Raw genomic sequence first — 5,781 nt, 5'->3', positions numbered from 1 at the left:
CGAATACTTCCTCGGTCGCGCCACCGTTTTGATCCCTTCGATTCCTTACAGGATAACCCGATTGGGTCCCTGTCCGGAATCTCCGAGGCACCCCATGCGCGGCGGCTTGGGTGGCTGTGGCGGCTTGGGCACGTGCGCGGCGGCTTTGGGGGCGTTGGGTGGTCTGAGGGCGTTTCGCGCCCTGGGGCGTGCGCGGCGGCTTTGGGTGGTCTGGGGCGTGCGCGGCGGCTTCGGTGGCTGTGGCGGCTTGAGGGCTCTGTAGCCGCTTGAGGGCTCTGGCCGCTGGTGGGGCGCGGGGTTGCCCACGCGCGTCCGTTTGCTGTGTCGCGGAGCTCTTCATGCAGAAGCCCTGGTGCGATTCGGCCCGGCCCGGACGGGTCCGCAGGGAAGCGGCAATGGCGCTGAGCGGCCTGCGTGGACGGCGAGTTCCGGTCACGCGGAGGTGGTGACGGGGCGGTCCGGTGGCTGTCTGGTAGCCGAGGGGCGCCCCGTACTGCGTCGTGGTTGTAGGAGGGGGTCAGACGGCGACGGCGGCCGAGAGGTGGGTGCGGAGGGCGTCCGGGCCGAGTGCTGCGAGTGCCCACAGTGCGCTCACCGTGCGCAGGCCCTCCCGCGCGGTCAGCTCCGGCGGCGGCGGGTAGTGGACCGCGAGGCCGCGGGCGAGGAACGGCGCCTCATCCAGGTAGCGGGCGCCGCCGCGGCCGCAGAGGTACGTGGCGGCACCGACGCACCGCGTCAGGTCGGCCAGCCGCTCCGAACGCTCGTCGCTCTTGACGAAGGTGCTGCTGCGGACCACGTCGCCACGCCAGCCGAGCTGGGCGAGCAGCGCGCGGGTGGACACCTCGGTCACGTCGGCGACCCGGTCGGTGAGGGCGAGCGCCGTCAGCACCTCGTCGACGGCATCGCGGGCGCTGGCCCAGTGCGGGGCACGCCGGTAGTACTGGTGCACCAGCCGCTCCACCCGGCGGCGGCTGGTCTCCGGATCGGCGAGCAGCAGCTCTCCGATCCGGCTCTCGCGGCCACGCGGCCGGTGCACGGGCACGGTCAGCCAGCGTTGCGCGGACGGGTCACCCAGCGGCGCCAGCCGGGCGCGGTGCTGGTAGTCGCGTGCGTTGAACTGGACGTCGTCCAGCACCACCCACACATCGGCGTGGAAAATCTTCGCCAATGTCGACAAACGGGGAAAGAAATTCGGTTGATGGACGGCACAGCATCTCGGGTCGGCCACGGGCCGTATTCGATCACAGCATCCGGCTGCGGAAACCGGCGGCCACTAGTCTTTGGTACGCGGCGTACACCTTCGGGGGAACGTCCTGCGCGATCGCGAATCCCTGACCGGGATACTCGATGATCCGTTGGAGGTCGCCGATCATCATGTCGATCAGCTCGGTGCCGTGGCCCCGCGTCCGCACGTACTCCTGCAGCGACAGCGGCACCGACGCGCACACCGGCTCGACGTCGGGCCACACCTTGCGGGTGGTGGCGTAGGCGCGCCGCTCCATGTACGGCATCGACACCAGCATCACCGATTCGACGGAAATCTCTGCCACACGCAGGACTTCACGCGAAAGGGTGATGTTCTCGCCGGTGTTCGTCGCGCAGGGCTCGACGAGGATCGCTTCCTCGGGCACGCCGAGTTCGAGCGCGCGCTCCCGGTAGTGCACCCCCTCGCCGCGGGGGAACGTGGCGTACGTTTCGCGGCTGTTGGCCCCGGTGAACACGACCACGGGGAACAGGCCGCGGTGGTACAGCTCGGCAGCGTAAGTGGCGACCCCGAGATCGTGGCAGCCGAGTGCGACAGCGGCACAGCACTTTTTCGGCCGGTGCCGCAACCGGTGGTATTCCCACACGATTTCGGCGTCGGCCCAGGTGCGGTCGAGAAGGTCTTTCCGCATTCTTTCCCGATACCGATTCTTCACGCCTGGCGCTCGAAAGCGCGACGGATTCCGTCGATGCTCTGCAATTGGTGCAGCAAACCGAACCGGGTGGAAATGCGGGCGCAGCGGTCGAGCATGGCGAACCCGCTGCCGGCCGTCGCGCGGTCGGACAGCAGGATGTGCGCGTGCGCCGTTTCGAGGCGCACCTTCTGCAGCGGTGTGTCGTTCACGCGGTGGGTCAGCGCGACGTCGATCGCGTGGTTCGCCTGCGTGAGGTTGCCCGCGCCGCGGTGGGCCAGCGCGAGTTTCTGGTGCGCGATCGACCAGTCCTCGGGCTCCTCGAGCGTCTCGAACTCCTGGATCGCGGGGACGATGTGCCGCGTCGCGGACTCGTTGAGCCCGCGTTTGCTCAGCGCCGTACCGACCCACAACCGCGCCCGGGTGCGGTCGTGCTCGCTCAGCCGCTCGTCGGCGGTGAGCGACTCGTAGTGGCGCGCGGCGGAATCGAGGCGGCCGGCCATCTCCTCGAGCACGACGAGCTTCAGTTCGATCTGCGCGACGCGCCGCGGCGCGTTCAGTTCCGTGAAGACGCGCAACGCCTTGCGGTACGTCTGCTCGGCCGACGCGGGCCCGTGGATGACGCCCTGGTCCTGTTGCACCTCGCCGAGCAGTCGCAGGGAGCGGCCGTAGAGGTACATGCCGCGGGTGTCGTTGCTGTTCGGCTGGTACCGCCGGAGCCAGCGGTCGAGCAGGGTGCGGGCGAGCGGGAACTCCTGGCGTCCGAGGCAGGCCATGGTGCGGTCGAGGTCGTCGGCCCAGGCCTCGTAGTCGTAGCCGGAGACGCCGGGCGCGGCGGGCTCGTCCGACTGCTGCAGCAGCAGGTCGAAACGACGCCGGGCCTCGGGTTCGGCGCGGGCCAGCGCGGTGTCCAGGATGGCCTGCGTGTCGGGGCGGGGCACGGTCAGCGCGCCACCGGACTCCCACTTCGCGACCGTTCTCGCCGCGACGCCCAGGTACCCGGCGAAGGCGCGGACGGAAAGGCGAAGCGCATGCCTCAGCAGCCGCGCTTCGCGCCCACTCCAGTGGTGCGCGGTCGCGGCGACCTGGCTGTCGTCCCCGGTGGCCACCCGATGAGGTTAACGCGACCAGGGCCAGGTAAGTACACCGAAAGTGCAACAGCAGTTCGTATGCGTGACGAATTCCATCGTTCAGCCTAGAGGGAGGCACTCGTCGCCGGGCTGACTCCTTTGTCCCGGGCCGATACCCGGCGCCGGGTGCCGCTCCAGTGCCGCGTGACCGGCCGCGGTGGCCGGCGCGAACGGGCGGGCAGGCGCGGTCGCGTGTGGCCTGGTGACGCGGAGGCCGAGCAGGGGCGGTCTCCGGCGCAGGTCGCCGTTCCGGTGGAGCCGGCGCACCGCCGTTCCGGGCGGAGGTGGCGCGGCGGCGGGGAAGCGCCGGGACGGCGCCCGCGGCCGTTTCCTGGGGTGGCTGGATGTTCATCGGGATCCGTTCGTGGTTGGGGTTCCTTTCGGGCTGTTGGGGCTGTTCGGGCTGTGGCTGAAGTGGGCGGGGTTGGGTCCGGCGGTCCTTTTCGGTGGTCGCTGGGGGTATCGAGTTGTTCGGCTGCGGCTGCGGTTGGTGGAGTCGGGTCCTTTCTCAGCGGTTGCTGGGGTTGTCGGCTCGTCGGGCTGTGGCTGGGGCGGGTAGGGGTCGGGTCCTTTCTCGGTGGTTGCTCGGATTGTCGGTGGTTCGGGCTGCAGCTGGGGGTTGGGAGTGGCGGGATTCGGGTCGTTCGGGCTGGAGTTGGCGGGGTTTCCCGGGTCGTTCGGGTTGGGGTTGGCGGGGTTGGGGTCCCCTCTCGGGTGGTTGCCGGGGTGCTCGCGGGCGGCAGGTGGTGGCTCATGGGGTGGGCTGGGTGTGGGTGAGATTTCCTGTGCCTTGAGGCCTTTCTGGTGCCTTGGGGGTGGGGTGTCACGGGGCGGCGCTGTGCTGCTGGCGGGTCAGGTGGGTTGTGGCCGGGGTTTCCCCGTGCGCGCGCCTTTCCGACCTCCCGGAGGGTCGGGGCCGCTGACGGAACCTGGTGCGGGAAAGCGCTTGCCTGTCCGCTCGCGGACAGTGGGTGGACGGAGCGGGATGAGGGATGCGCGCTCGGTGATCGTCCCGGAGCGAACAGTCCACACCGGACAGACTGGTGCGGTTGGCCGACGGAGGAGTGACATGGATGGATTCCTTTCCTGAAGTGGACATCTCCACAGTAGGGCGCCCGGCTGCGGGAGCACATCAGCCGAAAGTCAGATCTTTCGTGCCGAGGGTGAATTCGGGCGGCGGGGCGGATTTTCCGGCAGTACCATGGACACCGTGACTTCGGGCTCGATGGTGGCGCCGGCGCGCAACGCCTTCCGGGAGCAGCAGTGGCGGGAGGCGCACGAGCGCTATCTCGTCTGTGCGCGCACGGTTTTCGCCGAGCTGGGGTACCACGCGGCGACGGTGGCGGACATCGTGGCGGCGGCGAACGGGAGCCGTGCCACGTTCTACGCCCACTTCCGGGACAAGGCGGACGTGGCGGCGTGCCTGTTCGAGCGGACGCTCCCCGCGGCGGCCGGGATCTACCGGCGGGTGGCGGAGCTGGCCGAACCCACGCGGGAAGCGGTGCGCGCCTGGCTGGACGAGCACGCGCTGGGGTTCTGGCTGCGCTACGGCGTCGAGGTCGAGGCCGTCAACCACGCGATGGCCGCGGACCCCGGCGTCGCCGCGCGGCATTACCAGTGGGTGCTCGACGCGGCGCGGGAGCTGAGCCCGCACCTCGCCGCGTGGACCGGGCCGCACGCCGAGGTCGGGCTCACGCGGGCCTCGCTGCTGGTGCTGCAGCTGGAAAGGCTGTGCTACCACTGGCTCGTGCGCGGCGTCGCGCACGACCGGGAGCAGATGCTCGACATCCTGGCCGACCTGTGGTTCCGCGAACTCGCCCTGCTGCGGGAGGGTCCGCCCCGGTGATCGTCCTCGACGGTGGGCTGGCGACCGAACTCGAGGCACGCGGGCACGACCTCTCCGACGAGCTGTGGTCCGCGCGCCTGCTCGCCGACGACCCCGGCGCGATCGTGGCCGCGCACGAGGCCTTCTTCCGGGCCGGTGCCCAGATCGCGACCACCGCGAGCTACCAGGCCAGCTTCCCCGCGTTCGCCGCGCGGGGCTACACCCGGCGGCAGACCGCGGCGCTGCTGCGGCGGAGCGTGGAACTCGCGGCTGAGGCGCGGGATCGGGTTGGCGGGCAGGGGTGGGGTGCGGCTGAGGGACGGGATCGAGGCGGCAGGCGGCGGGGGATCGCGACCGAGGCGGGGGATCGAGGCGACGGGCAGGAGTGGAGCGCGGTCGAGGCGCGGGACCGGGTCGGTGGGCAGCGGTGGAGTGCGGAACTCGCGGCGGAGGCGCGGAATCGTGTGGGCGGGCAAGAGTGGAATGCGGCCGAGGCGGGGGATCGAGGCGACGGGCAGGAGTGGAGCGCGGCTGAGGCGGGGGATCGAACCAGCGGGCAGCGGCGGAGCGCGGAACTCGCGGCGGAGGCGCGGGGCGGAGGCGACGGGCAGGGGTGGAGCGACGTCGGGGCGGGGGATCGGGGCGGCGGGCCACGGTGGATCGCGGCCTCCGTCGGGCCGTATGGGGCCATGCTCGCCGACGGGGCCGAGTACCGGGGCCGTTACGGGCTCAGCGTCGCCGAGCTGACGGCCTTCCACCGGCCGCGGATCGAGGCGCTCGCCGAAGCCGGACCCGACCTGCTCGCACTGGAGACGGTCCCCGACGTGGACGAGGCGCTAGACGAGTAATGCGTAACTCGGTCAGTGGTCGTAGGCGGTGAGGGATCGGGTGACGGGTTGGCCGGTGGCGCGGTTGTGCCAGATGGCGGCGG

5 protein-coding genes are annotated in these 5,781 nt (G+C 71.0%); 2 read left to right on the top strand and 3 right to left on the bottom strand.

The window, feature by feature from the left end:
* Positions 1–517 precede the first annotated feature (517 nt).
* The 3 genes from BMZ92_RS36520 to BMZ92_RS36510 are packed head-to-tail and all read right to left on the bottom strand — an operon-like array spanning position 518 to position 3,004.
* Entirely contained in the window at positions 518–1,228 is a 711-nt protein-coding gene (locus BMZ92_RS36520) for a WbqC family protein (RefSeq protein ID WP_091517259.1), read from the bottom strand.
* Positions 1,229–1,241: 13 nt separating this feature from the next.
* On the bottom strand, positions 1,242–1,895 hold the full coding sequence (locus BMZ92_RS36515; protein ID WP_091517258.1) for a YdcF family protein: 654 nt from the start codon (positions 1,893–1,895) through the stop codon (positions 1,242–1,244).
* Positions 1,896–1,915: 20 nt separating this feature from the next.
* The gene (locus BMZ92_RS36510; protein ID WP_091517257.1) at positions 1,916–3,004 is read right to left on the bottom strand and encodes a helix-turn-helix domain-containing protein; all 1,089 of its coding nucleotides are present in this window, start codon (positions 3,002–3,004) and stop codon (positions 1,916–1,918) included.
* Between the two features lie 1,231 nt (positions 3,005–4,235).
* On the opposite strand from BMZ92_RS36510, the gene BMZ92_RS36505 reads away from it, so the two are divergent.
* Both BMZ92_RS36505 and BMZ92_RS38500 read left to right on the top strand, forming a co-directional pair.
* Positions 4,236–4,871 (top strand): TetR/AcrR family transcriptional regulator, encoded by a 636-nt coding sequence (locus tag BMZ92_RS36505; RefSeq protein ID WP_245783459.1) that lies wholly within the window; start codon positions 4,236–4,238, stop codon positions 4,869–4,871.
* On the top strand, positions 4,868–5,698 hold the full coding sequence (locus BMZ92_RS38500) for a homocysteine S-methyltransferase family protein (RefSeq protein WP_245783458.1): 831 nt from the start codon (positions 4,868–4,870) through the stop codon (positions 5,696–5,698). The genes BMZ92_RS36505 and BMZ92_RS38500 overlap by 4 nt, the downstream gene beginning before the upstream one ends.
* Positions 5,699–5,781 lie beyond the last annotated feature (83 nt).

Origin of the sequence: Amycolatopsis sacchari (genome assembly GCF_900114035.1) — a bacterium.
GTDB lineage: Bacteria > Actinomycetota > Actinomycetes > Mycobacteriales > Pseudonocardiaceae > Amycolatopsis_E > Amycolatopsis_E sacchari.
Note: the sequence above shows the minus strand (reverse complement) of the source record. Positions and strands in the feature narration are given on the sequence as shown.